Annotated in this window: 17 protein-coding genes, 4 tRNA genes and 1 rRNA gene; 3 read left to right on the forward strand and 19 right to left on the reverse strand. The window is 71.9% G+C overall.

Annotation, left to right across the window (positions count from 1 at the left end; all coding sequences use genetic code 11):
• Positions 1–55: 55 nt before the first annotated feature.
• Positions 56–763 (forward strand): VTT domain-containing protein, encoded by a 708-nt coding sequence (locus JJJ15_RS03735; protein WP_106109535.1) that lies wholly within the window; start codon positions 56–58, stop codon positions 761–763.
• Positions 764–788: 25 nt separating this feature from the next.
• On the opposite strand, the gene JJJ15_RS03740 is transcribed toward JJJ15_RS03735, so the two are convergent.
• From JJJ15_RS03740 to JJJ15_RS03755, 4 genes are all read right to left on the reverse strand, one after another.
• Entirely contained in the window at positions 789–1,868 is a 1,080-nt protein-coding gene (locus JJJ15_RS03740) for a HAMP domain-containing sensor histidine kinase (protein ID WP_106109536.1), read from the reverse strand.
• Between the two features lie 36 nt (positions 1,869–1,904).
• Complete coding sequence (locus JJJ15_RS03745) at positions 1,905–2,585, reverse strand: response regulator transcription factor (RefSeq protein WP_106109537.1); 681 nt, start codon at positions 2,583–2,585, stop codon at positions 1,905–1,907.
• A gap of 144 nt (positions 2,586–2,729) precedes the next feature.
• A complete protein-coding gene (locus JJJ15_RS03750) occupies positions 2,730–3,914 on the reverse strand; it encodes an adenylate/guanylate cyclase domain-containing protein (RefSeq protein WP_200511495.1) in 1,185 nt (394 codons plus the stop codon).
• Between the two features lie 158 nt (positions 3,915–4,072).
• Complete coding sequence (locus JJJ15_RS03755) at positions 4,073–4,990, reverse strand: biotin--[acetyl-CoA-carboxylase] ligase (RefSeq protein ID WP_200511496.1); 918 nt, start codon at positions 4,988–4,990, stop codon at positions 4,073–4,075.
• 22 nt (positions 4,991–5,012) lie between these two features.
• On the opposite strand from JJJ15_RS03755, the gene JJJ15_RS03760 reads away from it, so the two are divergent.
• The gene (locus tag JJJ15_RS03760; protein ID WP_200511497.1) at positions 5,013–5,687 is read left to right on the forward strand and encodes a nucleoside triphosphate pyrophosphatase; all 675 of its coding nucleotides are present in this window, start codon (positions 5,013–5,015) and stop codon (positions 5,685–5,687) included.
• Positions 5,688–5,902: 215 nt separating this feature from the next.
• Here the strand turns inward: JJJ15_RS03760 and JJJ15_RS03765 are convergent, their stop codons facing one another.
• The 6 genes from JJJ15_RS03765 to JJJ15_RS03790 form a co-directional block, all read right to left on the reverse strand.
• The gene (locus tag JJJ15_RS03765) at positions 5,903–6,754 is read right to left on the reverse strand and encodes an MT-A70 family methyltransferase (RefSeq protein ID WP_246742143.1); all 852 of its coding nucleotides are present in this window, start codon (positions 6,752–6,754) and stop codon (positions 5,903–5,905) included.
• 45 nt (positions 6,755–6,799) lie between these two features.
• Positions 6,800–7,555, reverse strand: a complete 756-nt coding sequence (locus JJJ15_RS03770) for a MaoC family dehydratase (protein ID WP_200511498.1) — start codon at positions 7,553–7,555, stop codon at positions 6,800–6,802.
• A gap of 17 nt (positions 7,556–7,572) precedes the next feature.
• A complete protein-coding gene (rpmG, locus tag JJJ15_RS03775; protein WP_106109542.1) occupies positions 7,573–7,743 on the reverse strand; it encodes a 50S ribosomal protein L33 in 171 nt (56 codons plus the stop codon).
• A 47-nt stretch (positions 7,744–7,790) separates the two neighbouring features.
• Positions 7,791–7,864, reverse strand: a tRNA-Met gene (locus tag JJJ15_RS03780).
• A gap of 40 nt (positions 7,865–7,904) precedes the next feature.
• Positions 7,905–7,977, reverse strand: a tRNA-Thr gene (locus tag JJJ15_RS03785).
• Between the two features lie 113 nt (positions 7,978–8,090).
• Positions 8,091–8,174 (reverse strand) — tRNA-Tyr (locus JJJ15_RS03790).
• Between the two features lie 217 nt (positions 8,175–8,391).
• Here JJJ15_RS03790 and JJJ15_RS03795 point away from each other — a divergent pair.
• Positions 8,392–8,889: a YajQ family cyclic di-GMP-binding protein gene (locus tag JJJ15_RS03795; protein WP_106109543.1), complete on the forward strand. Its 498-nt coding sequence runs from the start codon at positions 8,392–8,394 to the stop codon at positions 8,887–8,889.
• Positions 8,890–8,941: 52 nt separating this feature from the next.
• On the opposite strand, the gene JJJ15_RS03800 is transcribed toward JJJ15_RS03795, so the two are convergent.
• From JJJ15_RS03800 to rrf, 9 genes are all read right to left on the reverse strand, one after another.
• Complete coding sequence (locus tag JJJ15_RS03800) at positions 8,942–10,345, reverse strand: peptidase T (RefSeq protein ID WP_246742144.1); 1,404 nt, start codon at positions 10,343–10,345, stop codon at positions 8,942–8,944.
• Between the two features lie 189 nt (positions 10,346–10,534).
• Positions 10,535–11,407, reverse strand: a complete 873-nt coding sequence (gene htpX, locus JJJ15_RS03805; protein WP_106109544.1) for a zinc metalloprotease HtpX — start codon at positions 11,405–11,407, stop codon at positions 10,535–10,537.
• Between the two features lie 198 nt (positions 11,408–11,605).
• A complete protein-coding gene (locus tag JJJ15_RS03810) occupies positions 11,606–12,133 on the reverse strand; it encodes a hypothetical protein (RefSeq protein ID WP_200511499.1) in 528 nt (175 codons plus the stop codon).
• A 13-nt stretch (positions 12,134–12,146) separates the two neighbouring features.
• Positions 12,147–12,437, reverse strand: a complete 291-nt coding sequence (locus tag JJJ15_RS03815; RefSeq protein ID WP_200511500.1) for a hypothetical protein — start codon at positions 12,435–12,437, stop codon at positions 12,147–12,149.
• Between the two features lie 67 nt (positions 12,438–12,504).
• The gene (gene ald / locus JJJ15_RS03820; RefSeq protein WP_200511501.1) at positions 12,505–13,620 is read right to left on the reverse strand and encodes an alanine dehydrogenase; all 1,116 of its coding nucleotides are present in this window, start codon (positions 13,618–13,620) and stop codon (positions 12,505–12,507) included.
• A gap of 100 nt (positions 13,621–13,720) precedes the next feature.
• Positions 13,721–15,208, reverse strand: a complete 1,488-nt coding sequence (locus JJJ15_RS03825; RefSeq protein ID WP_200511502.1) for an FAD-dependent oxidoreductase — start codon at positions 15,206–15,208, stop codon at positions 13,721–13,723.
• 152 nt (positions 15,209–15,360) lie between these two features.
• Positions 15,361–16,308, reverse strand: a complete 948-nt coding sequence (locus tag JJJ15_RS03830; RefSeq protein WP_200511503.1) for an aldose epimerase — start codon at positions 16,306–16,308, stop codon at positions 15,361–15,363.
• A gap of 117 nt (positions 16,309–16,425) precedes the next feature.
• Positions 16,426–16,499 (reverse strand) — tRNA-Met (locus tag JJJ15_RS03835).
• 100 nt (positions 16,500–16,599) lie between these two features.
• Positions 16,600–16,716: ribosomal RNA gene (gene rrf / locus JJJ15_RS03840) — 5S ribosomal RNA — on the reverse strand.
• Positions 16,717–16,790 lie beyond the last annotated feature (74 nt).

Here is a 16,790-nt window from a genome sequence, read left to right on the forward strand (position 1 = left end):
GCTGCCCGTGGTCCGTCTCCCAGCACCTGGGGGCCGGTACGCCTAGGGTGACGCCGTGACTGCTCTGACCGCCGCCCACTCCCTCCTTCCGGCGACGCCCCTTCCCGCCCTGGGCCCCGAGTGGCTGGATCCCGCCTACATCATTAACAGCTTCGTCAGCTGGGTCGGCCCCTGGGCCGTCCTGGGTGTGGCCCTGGTCGTCTTCGCCGAGACCGGCCTGCTGGTCGGCTTCTTCCTGCCCGGCGACTCCCTGCTCTTTACCCTGGGCATGTTCGTGGGCGCGGGCACCGTCGGCGTGCCGATCTGGGTCGCCGCGCCCGCGGTGTGGCTCGCCGCCGTCATCGGCAACCAGACCGGCTACTACATCGGCCACCGGGCCGGACCGTCGATCTTCAACCGGCCGGACTCGCGCCTGTTCAAGAAGGAGCACGTGGAGCGCACGGGGGCCTTCTTCGAGAAGCACGGGGGCAAGGCGGTGACCCTGGCCCAGTTCGTGCCGATCGTGCGCACCTTCACTCCCGTTATGGCGGGCGTGGGCCGGATGAGCCACCGGCACTTCACGATCTTCAACATCATTGGCGCCACGTTCTGGGCGTTCCTCATTACGTGCCTGGGCTTCTTCCTGGGCTCCGTGACCTGGATCCAGAAGAATATTGACTCCATGATCCTGGCAATCGTCTTCGTCTCGGTGCTGCCCATGATCATCGCCTGGGCCCAGGCCAAGATCAAGGCCCGCAAGGACGGCGTCTCCGAGACCGCGTAAGGCGGCGCTCCACCGCCAGGCCCCCTCAGAAGCGGCGCCGTCGGCCCACGCTCACCACGGCGCCCTGGGGCAGGACCTGGTCGGGGTCCAGGGACCTGGGGACGGCGTTGAGGAGCACGGTGAACACGGCAGGGCGGCGCTGACGCAGCTCAATGCGTCCGCCGTCGGCCTCCACCAGGCTCTTGGCCAGGGCCAGACCCACCCCCGTGGAGCCGTGCCCGGACACGGAGCGCTCGAACACGTAGGGGGCCAGGTCGTCGTCGATCCCCTCCCCCTGGTCGGCGACGTCGATAAAGACACCGTGCCCCCCGGTGGCGCTGCGCACCGAGACGCTGGTGGTGCCCCCGCCGTAGCGCAGGGAGTTCTCAATGCAGGTGGCCAGGACCTGGGCCAAGGAGCCGGGGGTGGCCAGGACCGGCATCCCGACGTCGTCACTGAAGGTCAGGCGGCGCCCGGCCGCCTCGAAGGCGGGCCCCCACTCCTCACGCTGCTGCTCAAAGAGGTCCTCCAGGCGCAGGGCCTCGGTGGAGCCCCCGCCCTTGCGCCGCGAGACCCTCAGCAGGTCCTCCACCACGCCCGTGAGCCGTTCCACCTGCTCCAGGCAGGCGCGGGCCTCGGCGCGGGTGTCCTCGTCCGGGGCCAGCAGCTCCAGCTCCTCCAGGCGCAGGGTGAGGCTGGTCAGCGGCGTGCGCAGCTGGTGGGAGGCGTCGGAGGCGAACTGCCTCTCAGCCGCCAGGCGGCCGGCCACCCGCTCGGCGGAGCGCACGAGCTCGGCCTGGACCAGGTCGATCTCCTCGATACCGCTGGAGCGCAGCCGGGGGCGGACCTGGCCGCTGCCCAGCTGCTCGGCCTCGGCGGCCAGGTAGATCAGGGGCGCGGAGATACGCCGTGAGACCTTGGCGGCCACCACGAAGGCGGCTACCAGGGCCACCGCGGTCAGCACCAGGAGGGTGGCCACGACCATGAGGACCACCTGCAGGCGGTCCTCGGCGCCGGCGGTGGTGCGCATGGCCAGGACGACCCACACCCCGCCCAGGGGGATCCCCAGCAGGCCGACGGCCACGAGGACCGTGACCATGGTCATCTCCATGGCTCGACGACGCATGACACCTCCTGACGGCCACGCCCGGTCCCGACGGCCTCAGGCGGCCGTGAGACGGTAGCCCTCACCGTCGGCCACCAGCAGGGCGGGGGCGTCGACGTCGTCCCCGAGCTTGCGGCGTAGCCAGGTGACGTGCATCTCCAGGGTCTGGCGGGTCCCGGTGGGGTCCTCGCCCCAGACCTCCTTGAGTATGTCGTCCGCGGCCACCGCCCCGCCCCCCAGGGAGGCGCCGCGCACCAGGACCCGCAGGAGCTCGAACTCCCGGATGGTCAGCTGGAGCTCGCGGCTGCCCACGAAGGCGCGTCGGCTGGCCACGTCCACCCGGACGCCCCCCACGCTCAGGGAGTCCTCGGCCACCTCGCCGGAGGCCCGCCGTACCTGGGCCCGGACGCGGGCGAGCAGCTCGGCCAGGCGGAAGGGCTTGGTGACGTAGTCGTCCGCCCCGGCGTCCAGCCCGACGACGAGGTCGGTCTCCTCGCTGCGGGCGGTGAGCATGAGGATGGGGGTGGCCAGGCCCTGGGCCCGGACCTGACGGGCCACGTCGAGCCCGTCCATATCAGGTAGTCCCAGGTCCAGGACGATAATGTCGGCGTCCTGGACCTCGGCGAGGGCACCGGTGCCGGTGCCGTGGGCGCGGACCTGGTACCCCTCACGCCCGAAGGCGCGGGCGAGGGGCTCGGAGATCGCGGGGTCGTCCTCAACAAGAAGCACAGTGGTCACCCTGACGATACTAAGCGAGGCGAGCGCCCGGCGTCATCATCCTCCAGGAGGAGAGCAGCGCCCGGGGCCCACGCCACCGGCCGCCCGCCGGCGGGGCGGCCACCGCGGCGGGTGCCACGGCGTCCTGGCCGCCCTGCCCCGCCCTCAGCGCCGCCTGAGCGACCAGGGGGTGACCGTGCCCAGGCCCTTGGCGACGACGTCGTGGCACTGCCGTATCTCGTACAGGCCGGCGGAGGCGCTGTCACGCAGGGCGCGGGCCGTGGACTCGTCCATGCGGATCCCCCCGGGCTCGGCGGTGCTCACCAGGCGGGAGGCCAGGTTGACGGTGGGGCCGAAGACGTCCCCGGAGCGGGAGACGACCCGCCCGGAGACCAGGCTGGCGCGTACCAGCATCATGTCCGGCCCGGACTGGAGCTCCTCGACCAGCGCGGTGACCACGTCGGCGGCCACCTCCAGGTCCTCGGAGATGTACATGACGGCGTCGCCAATGGTCTTGACCACCCGGGCGCCGCGGGAGGTGATGACGTCCCGGGCGGTGGACTCGAAGTCGTTGATCATGGCCGACAGCTCGGCCCGCCCCATGCCCTGGGCGCGCTGGGTGAAGGAGACGATGTCCACGAAGCCCAGGGAGCGTATGAGCGGGTAGAGGTCCGGGCCGGCCTCCTCGCGGCCGCGCTGGGCGACCTCGGAGCCGGTGCGCTCCAGGAGGGCCGCCAGGTGACGGCCCCACACGTAGGTGAGCTGCTGGCCCAGGGTGTCAATGAGCCCGCCCACCTGGTCCAGGGCGACCAGGCGCGCGGAGGTGTCGTCCAGGCCGTAGCGGTCGGCGACGTCGGCCACCAGGGACTCCAGCTCCCACAGCACCAGGCGGTCCATGGTGTAGGACTGGGCCCGCAGGAGCTCCATGAGCGTGGCGGAGCGCAGGCCGGAGCCCCGGTGGAGCTCCTCGACCAGGCTCAGGGCGTCAGCGTCGGCCCGGGTGAAGCAGGTGGTGTCCGCGCTGGCGTCGGCGAACCCCATGGCCCGCCAGAAGTGCCTGGCGGCGGTGACGTCCACCCCGGCGTGCTCGGCCATCTGGGCGAGGGTGAGGTGGGGGTCCTCCCCCAGCAGGTGGCGGCTGTGGCCGGCCACGGTGGCCCACCGCGCCTCCTGGCCCGCCCCGACCACCCCGTCCAGGCCGGGGCCCGGCGTCCCGGCGGCGTCCGACGCGGGCCCCGGGGGCCCGAAGCCGCCCACGGCGGGGCCCGGCGCCCTGACGGCGTCCGACGCAGAGACGGATTCGGGACGGCCCGTGCACCGTCCTGAGTCATCGGCTGCGTGTTGGTTCATCACCACGCCAGTCTAGCCTCTATGTATCCCTCATCACACCTTGAGCGGGCACTGTCCGACTGGTCCGATGTCTGATCTTTCAAAGGCAGGTGACACATCTCATATGTGTGCGGTGGCCCAATCGGCCGGGACCGCCGCCACCGCAGCCTGTGCCCGGCTCAGGCCACCGGGTATCGGACGTGACTAACATCACCAGCGCTCAGGACGTGCTCCTGCCCGGAGGCGTCCGTCACGACCAGTCCGGGGCGGAGGTCCACGGCGGTGCCCACGACCTCCCCGCCCGGCGCCTGGACCCGCACCCGGCGCCCCAGGGTGGTGCACGTCTGACGCAGCCGGGCGCCCAGCTGCCGGCCCCCGGCCGTCGGTGCCGTCAGGTCACCGCCTGCGGCCTCCCAGGTGCCCACCGCCTGGCCCAGGGCCCGGGTCACGTCCGTCAGGAGCCCGTCCACCGTGGCCTCCAGGCCCATGGTCCGCAGCGAGGCCGCCCAGGGCACCGGCAGGTCGGCGTCGTCCTGGCACACGTTCAGGCCGACGCCCACGACGACCGCGCAGGCGGTGTCACGCCGGGCCGGGGCGCGGCGCTGCGTGGCAGCCCCCTCCAGGCGGGGGGAGGGCAGCACCACCTCGGTCAGCAGGCCCCCGACCTTGCGCAGGCCCCCCCAGCCGGGCACGTCGGGCAGGCTACCGTCCCGGGGGGCCACCACGACGTCGTTGGGCCACTTGGTTCCCACCTGCCAGATACGGGCCCGGGCGGCGACGACGTCACGCACGGCCAGGCCCGCCACCAGCGGCAGCCAGCCCAGGTGGGCCAGGGGCACGAGGGGACGCAGCACGAAGGAGACCAGGAGGGCGCCCGTGGGCGGGGTGGTCCACACGTGGTCGCCCCGGCCGCGGCCGGCGCTCTGGGCCACGGCCCGCAGGGCGGACAGGTGCGGCCAGGCGCGGGCGGCCGCCACGTCCAGGTGGCCGTCCGCCGCGGTCAGGGCCCGGCGCAGGTCGGTGTTGGTCGATCCGGTGGTCCCCACGGTGACCAGGCGGGGCGGGGCGTCCGGGCTCGGCGCGGGCTGGGAGGTCATGGCCTGACACTACGCTGGTGGGGTGCTACCGCTCTGCCTGGCCTCCGCCTCCTCAGGTCGACTCTCCACCCTGCGCGCCGCCGGGGTGGTGCCGCTGGTACGTGTCTCGACGGTGGACGAGCCCACCGTCCTGGAGGACCTGGCCCGCTCCCGCGCCCAGGCGGGCCTGCCCCGCCCCACGCCGGCCGAGCAGGTCCAGGCCCTGGCCGCCGCCAAGGCACGTGAGGTCGCCTCGCGCACCGAGGCGCACGAGGCCTGCGCCGTCCTGGGCTGCGACTCCATGCTCCAGGTCGGCGAGGAGGTCATCGGCAAGCCCCTGACCGCCCGGCGGGCCCGCGAGCGCTGGGCCGCCCTGCGGGGACGCCGCGCCACGCTCCACACCGGTCACACGCTCATACGCACCGACGACGGCCGGGAGCGCCACGGGGTCTCCAGCACCGTGGTCCGCTTCGCCTCCCCCAGCGAGGCGGAGATCGAGGCCTACGTCGCCACCGGCGAGCCCCTGGGGTGCGCGGGCGGGTTCACCCTCGACGGGCTCGGCGGCGCCTTCGTCGAGGGGGTCGAGGGGGACCCGCACGGGGTGGTCGGTGTGTCCCTGCCGCTGCTGCGCCTCCTCCTGGCCGACCTGGGGGTGGTGTGGACCAGCCTGTGGGAGGTCCCTGTCCGCGACCTCCCGGAGGAGGGTCCAAGGTCCTGAGCCCTATGGGGCCGCGCGGCTGGCCTGTCGCTCCCCGGGGAGGGGGCACGGTCTCAGCCGGCACCGCGCACTGACACGGGTACCGTCGCTCCCCGGGGAGGGGGCCGGCCACGAGCCGCCCGGAACCGGACCGGGGCCTGTCGCTCCCCGGGGAGGGGTCGGACGCCTGGAGCTGGCGCAGCAGGCTCGGCCCTGTCCACGCTCCCGACGGGCACCTAGAGGGCGGCCCGGGGGCGGCCGCGGCCCCGCAGCTCCGCTCCCCCCCGCTTGAGAAGAGCACGGACACGGGACACGGGGTAGCCCGTCTTCTCGGCGAGCTGCCGGACGGAGGCGCCACGCGCGTACTCGTCCGCCAGGACGGAGGCCAGACGGTCCGCGAGCCAGTCGCTCATCCGCCCGTGAGGGGAGAGGTAGGGGACGCGCTCGATCTGCCCGCCCTCGTAGCCCCTCCGGGCCCTGCCCTGGGGCTCGGTCCCGGCGTCGGCCTCACTGCCCCAGGCGGTCCACCCCTCACGGGCGTAGCGGGCGAACATCTCCAGGTAGGGGCCTGGGGAGCAGGACTCAATGAGGTCGTACTGCTCGTCGGGCTTGCGCGAGTGCTCGCGCTTCCTGGTCTCGATCATGTTCACGGTGGAGCGTGCCGGGGGGAGGGTGCGCATGGAGCCCTTGACCCCAAAGAGGATGGGCTCTGTCACATTGCGGAAGTAGAAGCCGACACCGCGCCCGTCCGGCCCGCCGTCCTTGCGGCGCTTGGCCCAGATAATGTTGGAGACGTAGCGGAAGCCCCACGCCTCCAGGACGGCCATGCCCTCCGGCAGGAGGGCGTTGGGTACCCACAGGTAGAGGTGCGCGTCCCTGGCGGTGACCTCACCGACCGGGAGCGCCTTGATCGCCTCCAGGTCCATGGTGCTGTAGCGGTCCAGGCGCCGGTGCTCAGGGGCGACCTTGCCGGTGCGGTTGGCGAAGCGCCACGGCGGGTCCGCCAGGACGGTCCGGAAGCCGCCGTCCACACGGGGGAGGGGGGCCGCGGGGGCGCCGTCGGGGAACGCGTCAATGGAGGCGGTCACCGGAGCACCTTAGCGCCCGCTAGATCCGCCAGCGGGCTTTAAGGATCACGCGCCCCGGGCGAGGAGCCGCAGGTGGGGGCCCTGAGGGGAGCGCAGGAGGCCGGTCGTCTCCTCCCACCACAGGGGCACGACGGCGTCGCCCGTCACGGCGCAAGGGGCCAGGAAACGCAGGCGCACGCCACGTGGCTCCGCCCCCCGCAGGCCCAGGGCGACGGCCGCCAGGCACATGCCGTGGGCGACGACCGCCCCCTCCCCGACCGCCAGCCCGGCGGCCCGGGCGGCGCCGGGAACCCGGTGGACGACGTTGCGGTCCCCGCTCAACGCGGCCCAGTCGGCCACGTCCTGCGCCCCGAGGAACCAGGTCCGTGCGCCCTCCGGCACCTCCTGGCCCGACGGCGCGGGGGCGGCTGGGACGGGGACGGCTGGCACGGGGGCCTCCCCCACCAGGCGGGCGAGCTCGTGGGTGACCAGCTGGCCGTGCACCACGACCTGGGCGCGGAGGAGCTCCCACCCGCCCCGCTCAGCGCGTAGGAGCAGCGGGGCCGCAGCCGGGCTGGCCCCGCGCGCCCCCACGGAGCACCCCCGGTGCACCAGGCCGTCCCAGGCCCTGGGCCCCACCGCCTCCCTCACCGCGTCCACGGCCCGGACCGCGGCCGTCAGCACGGAGGAGGCCGTCAGCACGGAGGAGGCCAGGCGGCGCGGCGGCTCGCCGTCAGACGGCTGCGGCCCCCTTGGCCCCGTCGCCCCGCGGGCAATGAGGAACCCCGCTGACTGCGCGTCAGCGGGGCTGGTAGCGCCCATGGCAGGCTGTCGGGTGCTCAGCGGGTCTCGCGGTGCTCGGTGTGCCTGCCGCAGCGGGCGCAGAACTTGGACAGCGCCAGGCGGTCGGGTGTGTTGCGACGGTTCTTCTTGGTAATGTAGTTACGCTCCTTGCACTCCGAGCAGGCCAGAGTGATCTTGGGGCGGACGTCGCTGGACTTGGAAGCCACGTCGGTCTCCTCTCACTGATCCTCGAGCAGCTCGAAGCTGCCTTGCGTAGCGGGGGAGGGACTCGAACCCTCGACCTCACGATTATGAGTCGTGCGCTCTAACCAGCTGAGCTACCTCGCCATAGACACAAGAGGGGCCGTCCTGGGCCCCGCCGTACCAGAGCCCCGAAAGGGAATCGAACCCTTGACCTTCTCCTTACCATGGAGACGCTCTGCCGACTGAGCTATCGGGGCAACGAGCGGAACTCTAGCCGGACCGTCGTCGCTGGCGCAACTACGTCCTACAGTGTTCTCACTCACTGCGGGGACCTCCCTTGAAGAGAGGCCTCTGACGGCCGGGGCCGTCATGGTGGCGGGTGAGGGATTCGAACCCCCGTAGCTTGCGCGGCTGATTTACAGTCAGCTCCCATTGGCCGCTCGGGCAACCCGCCATGACCGTGCGCGAGCCCCACGAGTCTCGCGCCTGGTGCCGTGGAAGAATAGCAAGCTGCCAGCTGAGTACGCCACCCAGGGCCCTGGGAGCCTTCTCACACCGTCCCGGACGTTCTCAGACCCGGTATCTGGCCCGGCGCGCCCGGCCGCCTCCCCCGCCTGCCCCCGGCAACCGGTACCCTCCCAGGACCACCCTGACCCGAAAGGATCCCCGCCATGGCCTCTGTCTCGTCCTTCGACGTCGTCTCCCGGCTCGACCGCCAGGAGGTGGACAACGCCGTCAACCAGACCGCCAAGGAGATCTCCCAGCGCTACGACTTCCGGGGCGTGGGCGCCGCGGTCCACCTGTCCGGTGACGTCATCACCCTGGAGGCAAACTCCCCCGAGCGGGTCCTGGCCGTCCTGGACGTGCTGGAGTCCCGGCTCTTCCGCCGCGGCGTCTCCCTGAAGGCCCTGGACCTGGGCGACCGCGAGCCCAGGCTCAGCGGCAAGATCTACCGGCTGGTCTGCCCACTGCGGGAGGGGCTGAGCCAGGAGGTGGCCAAGCAGGTGACCAAGGCCGTCCGGGACCGGGGCCCCAAGGGGGTCAAGGCCACCATCCAGGGTGAGGAGGTGCGCGTGTCCTCCAAGTCCCGTGACGAGCTCCAGGCTGTTATCGCCCTGCTCAAGGACCTGGACGTGGACGCCCCCCTCCAGTTCGTCAACTACCGCTGAGCAGCCACCCGGCCCAGGGCCGCGAGGACCGCCGCGGCGGCCTCGGGCTCGCTCACGGGGCCTGCCGCGCCGCCTGCCGCGCGACCAGGGTCATGAGCGTGCGGACCAGCGCGTGGCTGCGCTCAAAGCTGGACAGGGGCAGGAACTCGCAGGCGGAGTGGAAGTTGTGGGCCCCCGTGAAGACGTTCGGGGTGAGGATCCCCTGACGGGACAGCCAGGAGCCGTCCGTGCCCCCGCGCATGGCCACGGGCCTGGGGGTGATGCCCAGGGCGTCCATCGCGCCCAGGACCAGGTCGATCCCGGCGCGGTTGGCCGGGGTGAGGGCGTCGGCGATATTGCCGTAGGTGTCCTCGACCTCCACCTCGAGGCGGGCGCGCGGGTGCAGGGCGCGGACCTGGTCCACGACGTCGAGCACCTCCTGGACGCGCCCGTGGAAGCGGGTCAGGTCGTGGTCACGGACAATGAGCCCCAGGGTGGCGGTGGAGGGGTCCGCCGTCATCTCCTGCGCCCAGGTGAAGCCCTCGGTCCCCTCGGTGCACTCGGGGGTCCGGGTGCGGTCGAGCCGGGCCACGACGTCGTGGGCCACCAGGAGGGGGTTGACCAGGACGCCCTTGGCGCTCATGGGGTGGGCGCACACGCCCCGGATCCGGACCGTGACGGCGGCGGCGTTGAAGGTCTGCCAGCACACCTCCCCCAGCCCGCAGCAGTCCAGGGTCCAGGCGTAGCGGACCGGGAAGCGTCCCAGGTCCAGGGTGCGCACGCCCCGCAGGCCGATCTCCTCGTCGGGCACGGCCGCCAGGTAGACCTCGCCGTGGGGGATCCCGGGGTCGGCCAGGACGTCGGTGAGCGCCTCCATGACCGTGGCGACGGCGGCCTTGTCGTCCGCTCCCAGCACGCTGGTGCCGTCGGTGACCAGCAGGCGGTCCCCGGTGTAGCGCCCGACCTCCGGGTGCTCGCTCACGCGCAGCCAGACGGCGTCGGGGTCCTCCTCACCCTCGTCCCAGGGCTCGCTCAGGCGCACGTCCCCGCCGACGTAGTCAATGACGCGGGCACGCACCCGCGGGCTCAGCCCGGCGTCGGCGGTGTCGAGGTGGACGCAGAAGCCCACCGGGGGCACCGGTGCGTGGCCGGGTGGCAGGCTGGCGGGGACCCGGGCCGTGAGGACCGATGTCGCCGACAGGTGCACGTCGGCGGCGCCGGCCGCCCGCAGCTCGGCGGCCAGGAGCTCGGCCAGCTCACGCTGCCCGGGCGAGGAGGGGACCGTGGTGGCGCCCGCGTCGGACTGGCTGGGAACGGCGCTGTAGCGCAGGAACCGGGCGACCAGGGAGTCCTGACGGGCCCTCGGTCCCGGTTCGTCGGGGCCCGGACGCCCCGGGGGGTCAGCACCAAGGTCGCCAGGACCCGCCCCCAGGGGCGTGGAGGCACCCGCGGTGGCGGGCGTACCAGGAGCGTTCACGGGGCCAGTATCCCGGGCGCGCGCCCGCGACGCCACCGGGTCGACGCCACCAGGGCGCTGTGGGGACCGGCCGGTCCCGGGACACCGGCCCGCGCACACCAGCGCCACGGCCCCGGTCTCCTCCTGCCCGCCCCCGACCAGGCTGGAGGCACCCCAGGGGCCGGGCTGAGCGTAGCCGGCTACCTGACGCTAGTACCCGGCCATCTCCTCCAGGCGGGCAATGCGGTCGGCCATGGGCGGGTGGGTGGAGAACAGGCTCCTCAGCCGCCCGAACGGGTTGGCGATCATCATGGCGCTGACCGGCTCCACACGGGGGTCCCTGCCCATGGGCACGCGCGAGACGCCCGACTCCAGCTTGCCCAGGGCGCTGGCCAGGGCCAGCGGGTCATTGGTCAGGATGGCCCCGTCGTGATCGGCGTCGTACTCCCGGGTGCGTGAGACGGCGAACTGGGTGACGCTGGCGGCCAGCGGGGCGAGCAGCACCATGAGGAGCAGGGCGAGGCCCGAGGCCCCGTCGTCCCGGTCGCGCCTGGCGCCGCCACCGAGCCAGAAGAACATGGTGGCCACCGAGGAGATGATCCCGGCGATGCCTGCGGCAATGGAGCCGGTGAGGATGTCGCGGTTGTAGACGTGGGAGAGCTCGTGGCCCAGGACGCCGCGCAGCTCACGCTCGTTGAGGAGCTGGAGGATGCCCTGGGTGCAGCACACGGCGGCGTGGGCCGGGTCGCGCCCGGTGGCAAAGGCGTTGGGGCTCATGGTCGGGGCCACGTACAGGCGCGGCATGGGCTGGCCCGCGGTCGCCGAGAGCTCACGCACGATCCGGTACATGGCCGAGGCCTGGGCCTCGGTCACCTCGACCGCCCCCATGGAGCGCACGGCGATCCTGTCCGAGTTCCAGTAGGAGTAGGCGGTCTGCGCCACGCCAATAAGCGGCATTATGAGGAACCAGACCGATGACCTGGTCCACTGGGCCAGGAGGTAGCCAATGAGGATGAGCAGGCCCCACATGACGCCCAGGAGGACGGCGGTCTTGAGGCCGTTGTGGTGGTTCGTCCCGTGCATGGGGCAAGTCTAGGAAGGCTACCTGTGTCCAGGCTGTGGACGAGGCGGCGGGCCCCCGGGTACCCGCGTGGGCCCGGCCGGCCCCCTACAGGAACCGGTGCGTCCCGCGGGTTACGCGACGGCGTCCCGACCCGGCGGCCCGGGCCGCTCAGGCAAGCAGGACCCCCGGGTCCCCGGCCTCCGGCCAGGAAATAAATATCACCGCCTCTTTGCGATCCTCTCCCCGCCGAGAGCCAGCCGCAGGAGACGCTCGAAACTCGGCTCGCCCTCCTCCGAGAGCTCCTCCACAAGCGTCATAAACTGCTCCGCAAGCGCGACGTTCGTCAATGCCACGGCCTTCGACACGCTATAGAGACTGTCGTAGTCCGCGCTCTCACGGGCCTCTTGAAGGGTGATAAACATCTTACACACACCCTTCAGGCGCGGGTCAATCGGCTCAAGCGCGGCCCTCAGCGCCTCGTTACCTCGTCCCCGTCCAGCCTCACAAAGATTCTTAAGACCGGTATGGGTAATCCACCTGGCGACATTCGCATGGTTAACCGTCCAAGACGGCCCCAGAAGACGCTGCACAGTCAACTGGGACAACAGGTGGAAACAAGCGTAGTAGGCAGTGCTCGTAGCATGTCGCAGTTTGACCTTCTGGACGTCCTCGGGGCCGGTACCACGCCCTGCCAGCTCCGCGGCAAGCCCGACCAACTCATGCGGATGGATGAGACGTTGACTCATGACCGCTCTCGTCCTAGGCGGCACGAGCGTCGTCCGAGGCAAAGACGACACTCACATCGGTACCAGCCCCGTACACCTCGTCCGCCAGGGAACGCACCACGTCGTCAACCTCCGCGTAGTCCCGAAGATCCCAGGACTCGCCTCCGCGCCGGTCAACGAGCCATACCTGAATCAGTACCTGCGGCCCACCAGGACCGTCAGCGTGACGGACCTCAGCCTTCGTCACCACCAGGCTCCCGCACCCAGCACCCTGGACACGACTGGAGAAGCTGGTGTCCAGATCGGTCCTCAAGATCGTGCTCATACCCCAAGTATGTCACGCACGTCCTGCGGGTTACGCGACGGCGTCCCGCCCCGGCGGCCCGGGCCGCTCAGGCGAGCAGGACCCCCGGGTCCCCGGCCTCCAGCCCCAGGGCCTGGGCGACACCGGCGGCGTAGAGGCGGCCCTCGTAGGTGGTCAGGCCCTGGGCGAGGTCGGGGTGCTCCAGGCAGGCCTGGCGCCAGCCGGAGTCCGCCAGGGCCAGCGCGTAGGGCAGGGTCGCGTTGGTCAGGGCGTAGGTGGAGGTGTGGGGCACGGCGCCGGGCATATTGGCCACGCAGTAGAAGGTGGAGCCCTCCACGGTGTAGGTGGGCTCGGCGTGGGTGGTGGGACGGGAGTCCTCAAAGCAGCCGCCCTGGTCAATGGCGACGTCCACCAGGACGCTGCCCGGGCGCATCCCGGCCACCATCTGGCGGGTCACCAGGGTGGGGGTGCGGGCCCCGGGCACCAGGACCGCGCCAATGACCAGGTCCGCGCCCGCGCACGCCCGGGCCACGTCCAGGGGCGTGGAGTAGCGGGTGCGCACAGCCCCGCCGGTGACCTCCTCAATACGACGCATGACCTGCGGGTTGACGTCCAGGACGGTGACGTCCGCGCCCATGCCCGCGGCCACCCGCGCCGCGGCCAGGCCAGCGGTACCACCGCCCAGGACGACGACGTCACCGCGACGCACCCCGGCAGCGCCCCCCAGCAGCACCCCGGCCCCGCCGTGGGGGCGCAGCAGGCAGTCGGCACCGACCTGGGCGGCCAGGCGGCCGGCGATCTCGCTCATAGGAGCCAGCAGGGGCAGGGCGCCGTCCGAGGTCCGGACGGTCTCGTAGGCGACGGAGGTGACGCGCCGCTCCAGGAGCTCACGGGTCAGGGGCCGGTTGGCGGCCAGGTGGAGGTAGGTGAACAGCAGCAGGCCGGGACGCAGGTAGGCGTACTCACTGGCCACGGGCTCCTTGACCTTGAGGACCATCTCGCTGCTCCCCCACAGCGCCGCGACGTCCTGGGTGAGGTCGGCCCCGGCGTCGGCGTAGGCGGCGTCGGCAATGGCCGAGCCCTCCCCCGCCCCGGTCTGGACGGTCACCTGGTGGCCCCGCCGCACCAGGGCGTCCACCCCGGCGGGGGTCAGGGCCACCCGGTACTCACTGTCCTTGACCTCGGTGGGAACACCAATACGCATACTCGATCCTTCCTCGCCGGAACCAGGGGCGCACGTGCCCGGCGCCACAGCACGCAGATTCTAACGCACCCCCGGGCCTGGCCGCACCGTACGGACGCCCTCAGCCCTCCAGGCGGTGGGCCACGCGGTCCGGGACCCGGTCGGCCTCGGGGGCGGCGATGAGGTCCTCGGGGACCTCCTGGCTGCGGGAGATGGCGGTCATGGCCTCACGGGAGACCACCTTGACGCGCTCGCGGCCCTTGGACTGCCCGGAGGTCACCACCACCTCCCCGTAGTCCTGGCCGAGCTGGCGCTCGTAGGCGTCCAGCAGCTCCCACCCCTGCCAGGTGGTGAAGGGCACGCCGCGCCTGGTCAGGAGCACCGTGACGGCGTCGTGCCCGACCTGGCTGGCGTCATCGGTGTCAGCGTGCAGCAGGCCGGCCTGCGCGTCAGCCACCAGGTTGGTAATGGTCTCCTGGGCGTCGGACTTGGTGGAGCCAATGAGGCCCACCGGGCCGCGCCGGACCCAGCCGGTGGCGTAGACGCCGGTGATCGGCTCCCCGTCCTCACCCAGGACCCGGCCACCCGCGTTGGGCAGGACGTGGTTCTCGGAGTCGAAGGGCAGGCCCTTGACGGGGGTCGAGGCGTAGCCGACGGCACGGTAGACGGCCTGGACGGGCCAGTCACGGTAGACGCCGGTGCCGGTGACGGTGCCGTCGCCGGTCAGCCGGGTACGCTCGGTGCGCAGGGCCCGCACGTGCCCGTCCTCGTCGGTGAGGACCTCGTGGGGGGCGGAGAAGAGGTGGATGTGGATACGGTGGGAGGCGGTGAGGTCCTCCGGCTCGGCCATGGCGTAGCCCTCCAGGGCCTTGACGACCTGACGCTGCTGGTTGGAGGCGGCCAGGGCGGCCTGCGAGCCCTCGTCGTACTCGAAGTCCTCCTCGTCCACCAGGACGTTGACGTCAGGCTGCTTGCCCAGCTCACGCAGCTCCAGGGGGGTGAACTTGACCTGGGCGGGCCCACGACGGCCGAAGACGTGGACGTCGGTGGCCTGGTTGGTCCGCAGGATCTCGGCCACGTTGGCGGGGACCTCGGTGACCATGAGGTCCTCGGCGTGCTTGGCCAGGATCCGGGCAATGTCCAGGCCCACATTGCCCACGCCGATGACGGCCACCTCCTTGGCACTCAGGTCCCAGGTGCGCGGGTGGTCGGGGTGCCCGTCGTACCAGGAGACGAAGTCGGCGCCGCCGTAGCACTCGGGGGCGTCCACGCCGGGGATGTCCAGGGGGGCGTCGGTGTCCGCCCCGGTGGAGAAGACGAGGGCGTCGTAGTGCTCGCGCAGCTCGGCGACCGACAGGTCCCGGCCCACCTCCACGTTGCCGATCAGGCGAATGTCCCCGCGCTGGAGGATCTTGTACAGGGCCACAATGATCTGCTTAATACGCGGGTGGTCCGGGGCGACGCCGTAGCGTACCAGCCCGTAGGGGGCGGGGAGCCGCTCAAAGAGGTCAATGGAGACGTCCAGCCCGGACTTGGACAGGATGTCGGAGGCGTAGATACCTGCGGGGCCGGCCCCGATGACGGCGACACTGAGAGGACGTGCGTTCACTGCTCTTTCGTTTCTCTAAGCGGTGGGACTTGGGATGAGGTCAGACACGGGCGGTCCCAGGGCGGGACCGGGGGCGCACCCGCGCCAGTCTATGGGCCCCCGGCGCCCCGCCCTCATGGAGTTAGACACACCCCACCGTGCCTGAGGCCGCCTCAGTCCTCCTCGTACAGGGCGACGTCGAAGGTGTGGGACCGGCCGACCTCCAGGGTCACCAGCCCCTGGCCGCTGTTGAAGACGTTGGGCGCGCCGGTCATGGGCTCCACCGCCACCCCGCGGCGGCCCATGTGGTCGGCGGTGTAGAGCTGGACCCAGGGGGCGTCAGAACGCATGACGACGGCGGGGCCGCCGGTGGCGCGGGCCAGGCGGACCTGCCAGGTACCCTGCGGCAGGCCCGTGTAGGCGTTGTCGGTGGTAGTGACCCCGACGAGGCGGCCCTGACGCCAGTCCCAGTCGGTGCCGGTCACGTCCCGCAGGTGGGTGGGGGCCATGGTGGCGGGGTCCACGTCCAGGACCTGGCTGCCGGGGGAGGTCAGGACGCAGTCGTCCAGGGGGACGGACCGGGTGAGGTAGGGGTGGGTGGAGACCGAGTAGGGGGCGGGTGCCAGGTGTCCGTCCACCTCAGGGGCGCTCACCGTCAGGGTGGCGGGGGTGGTGGGGGCGGCGGCTCCCACGCAGGTGGTGGTGATGCTCAGGGCCAGGCCCCCGGCCGGGTCCAGGCGGAAGCGGGCGGTGGCCTCCAGGCTCCACGGGTAGGCGTAGGAGGCGGGGATGGTCAGGCCCAGGACGACGGCGTCGCCGGATACCTCCGAGACGCTCCAGTCGGCCCAGCCCGCCAGGCCGTGGAGGGCGGCGCCGGTCTCGGGCTCGTTGCAGCCGACCAGGTAGGTGGTCCCACGGTAGGTGTAGCGCGAGCCCGCAATGCGGTTGGGCCAGGGGATGAGGGTCTTGCCCTGCCAGCCTGACGGGAGGCAGTTCTCGGCGTCGAAGGGGACGATCAGGTCGCGGTGGTCGCGGCGCAGGTGGACGAGCGTGGCACCACAGGTCGCGATCCGGGCCTGGTAGCGGTCTGATGACAGGTCAATGAGTTCGCCGTTGATCATGGGGATATTGTGCTCCACCACACCCCTCGGGGCGGGGAGGTTGGAGGCGGGTCCTGGGAGGGTATAACACAAACGGCCCGGTTCCAGGGTACTTCCTGGAACCGGGCCGCCGTCTCGTAGCGGGGGCAGGATTCGAACCTGCGACCTCCGGGTTATGAGCCCGGCGAGCTACCGAACTGCTCCACCCCGCGTCAGCGAGAACACTATACAATAAGGCACCTGGTGGGAGCAAGCACGTGTCATATGCACCCGCTCACTTCTCGGGACCTCTTGTGTAGTTGTGTTGTTGTGTCCTGGTGGTGTCCTGCTCTTCCGTACCCTGGCGGGTGCAGTACCATCGGCGCTGGGGGTCTTAGCTTCCGGGTTCGGTATGGGGCCGGGCGTGGCTCCCCCGCTATGACCACCAGGACGGGCCTGGTAGGGGCTCCCACGGGCTACTGTGGCCCCCCGGGTGTGGGGGGTGGTGTCCCGGTGGTGTGCGT

This window comes from Actinomyces sp. HMT897, assembly GCF_016626125.1.
Classification (GTDB): Bacteria; Actinomycetota; Actinomycetes; order Actinomycetales; family Actinomycetaceae; genus Actinomyces.